This is a genomic window from Pseudomonas sp. (assembly GCF_050739995.1).
In the GTDB taxonomy this organism is placed as follows: domain Bacteria; phylum Pseudomonadota; class Gammaproteobacteria; order Pseudomonadales; family Pseudomonadaceae; genus Aquipseudomonas.
The window spans coordinates 1-2,526 of record NZ_JBOICG010000399.1 but is presented as its reverse complement, the minus strand read 5'-3'; the positions used below and the strand labels follow the sequence as shown (position 1 = coordinate 2,526).

Sequence of the window (2,526 nt, the reverse complement as noted above, 5' to 3'; positions counted from 1 at the left end):
GTCATGATGTTCATGCACTCATCGACCTTTTTATGGGTGTCGACGGTGATCACTGGAGAGCTCATTACCTCATGGACTTTGGTAGTCACCGACGACAGCCCCTTGAGCATGATTTTGCGTGCGTAGTCCCGTTCGCTGATGATCCCGACAACTGCACCTTCCTTGACGACCGGCAAAGCCCCGACGTTTTTCTCCGACATGCGGACCAGTGCTTCAAATACGGTGTGGTCCCATTGGATGGTATGGACGTCCTGGTTTTTCAGGTCCTTGGCTTTCAGCACTTGTGCAACGGTTTTCATGGCGGCCACTCCGGTGTTGTTGTTAGGAAGTCAGCAGGTCCCCTACAGAATCCTAGACGGGCTACGGTGCCGCAAGGCCCAAAGCGGCGCTAAACCCGTCGAAAAACGTCATTCGCCGGATTTTTTTGATGGTTATCCGGCATTTGTCGGCTTTTTCCCCCGCTTGGGTGCGGCTGCTGTGTTGCGTGGCGCGCTCTTGCGTTTCTTTTTCCACGGGGTGGCACCTCGACCTGCCGGGCTGGCCGGGCCGGTGATGGTCATGCGCATGCCGTTGCAACGAGCCACTTGTTTGCTCATCCAGGCGGCTTGTTTGGCGACGAATTCTTCCAGGCTCATTTCCCCGCTTTGCACCATGTCCAGCGCTTGTTCCCAAATGGCGGTGGTGCCAGGGTCGGCGATGGCGCGGGGTACGGCGTCGATCAGGCTGAATGCCGCCGGGGTGGCTGAGAGCGCCTTGCCGTTTTTCACCAGATAACCACGGTCCAGCAGCCCCTGGATAATTCCGGCACGGGTGGCCTCGGTGCCGATACCGGTGGTGTCCTTGAGCTTTTGCTTGAGCAATGGATCTTCCACCAGCTTGGCGACGTTTTTCATGGCCTTGATCAGGTCGCCTTCGGTGAAGGGTTTGGGTGGCTGGGTCCACAGGTCTTTGAGATTGACCTTGGCCACGTTGTAGTCCTGGCCTTGCACCAACATCGGCAACGCTTGCGGGGCCGGTGCCTCTCGGCCTTTGGCGGGGGCCAGCGCTTCTGGCAAGGCCCGTTTCCAACCCGGTTCGATGATGACTTTACCGACCGCGCGCAACGCCTGGCCTGCACAGTCAAAGTCCGCCTGAGTGCGATCGTATTCGTGGTTGGGCAGGAATTGCGCCAGGTAACGCGCGCGGATCAAGGTGTAAACCGCCCGGTGTTTGCCGGTCAGTTGCCCGACATCCTTGCCAGCACCCGTGGGAATGATGCCGTGGTGGGCGCTGACCTTGGCATCGTTCCACGCCCGCGAGCGGCGTTGGGGGTCGATATGCGGCATCAGTTCATTCAGCGCCGCATCTGCACGGCCCAGTGCGGCGAGAATATTCGGGGCGTCACCGTGCTGGCTCAACGGCAAGTAGCCGCAATCACTGCGGGGGTAGGTAATGACCTTGTGGGTTTCGTAGAGCGACTGGGCGATATCCAGGGTTTCTTGGGCACCGAGGCCGAGTTTCTTTGAACAGATTTCCTGCAGGGTGCCCAGGTCGAAGGGCAGGGGCGCCACCTCGCGCATGCGTTCGGTGCGCAGCTTCACCAATCGGGCTGTGGCGGCATTGCTCATGGCGTCGGCCGCCTCCCGTGCCAGCTGTGGGTTGAGGCAACGGCCCTGGTCGTCACAGGCATCTTCGGCTGCGCGCCATTGGGCGGTGAAGGTCATGCGCTCGTGGCGCAGGTCGACATCGATGGCCCAGTAAGCCACGGGTACGAAGTCGGCGATGCTGCGGTCGCGGTCCACCACCAGGCGCAGGGTCGGCGTTTGCACCCGACCTACCGGCAACACGCCCTGATACCCGGACTGGCGCCCGAGCAAGGTGAATAAGCGACTCATGTTCATGCCGATCAACCAGTCGGCGCGGGAACGGCCGAGGGCCGAGTGATACAGGCTGAAGGTTTCAGCGCCGGGCTTGAGCGCGGCCAGGGCCTTGCGAATGGAGGCGTCATCCAGCGCCGACAGCCACAACCGCTGGATCGGCCCGCGATAGCGGCAATGCTCCACCAGTTCACGGGCGATCATTTCGCCCTCGCGGTCGGCGTCGGTGGCGATCACCAGCTCGTGGGCTTCCCCCAGCAAACGCTTGACTGCCTTGAACTGGCTGGCGGTCTTGGGCTTGACCAGCATCTTCCATTTTTCCGGGACGATCGGCAGGTCGGCCAGCACCCAGCGTTTGTACTTGGCGTCGTAGGCATCCGGTGGGGCGGTTTCCAGCAGGTGGCCGATGCACCAGGTGACCGTGACCCCATTGCCCAGCCAGCACCCGTCGCCGCGCCGGCTGGCGCCGAGTACGGCCGCGATATCCTTGGCCTGGGAGGGTTTTTCACAGAGGTACAGCCGCATGGTCATCACATCAGATCGGGTTGATGCCTTGCAGGATGCTTAGTCGGAGGGATTTGAGCAACCATTATCTGTATGGATGTACAGCAATTTGTGTGGGCACCACAGAACCAATGTGGGAGGGGGCTTGCTCCCGAAAGCGGTGTAT

At 60.9% G+C, this 2,526-nt stretch carries 2 protein-coding genes; both read right to left on the bottom strand.

Annotation, left to right across the window (positions count from 1 at the left end; genetic code table 11):
• Window positions 1-299 (bottom strand): CBS domain-containing protein (locus tag ACRESD_RS13185; RefSeq protein ID WP_431751301.1); only part of this gene is annotated, 299 nt, incomplete at its 3' end.
• A gap of 132 nt (window positions 300-431) precedes the next feature.
• Entirely contained in the window at window positions 432-2,381 is a 1,950-nt protein-coding gene (locus ACRESD_RS13180) for a DNA topoisomerase III (RefSeq protein WP_431751300.1), read from the bottom strand.
• Window positions 2,382-2,526: the final 145 nt, after the last annotated feature.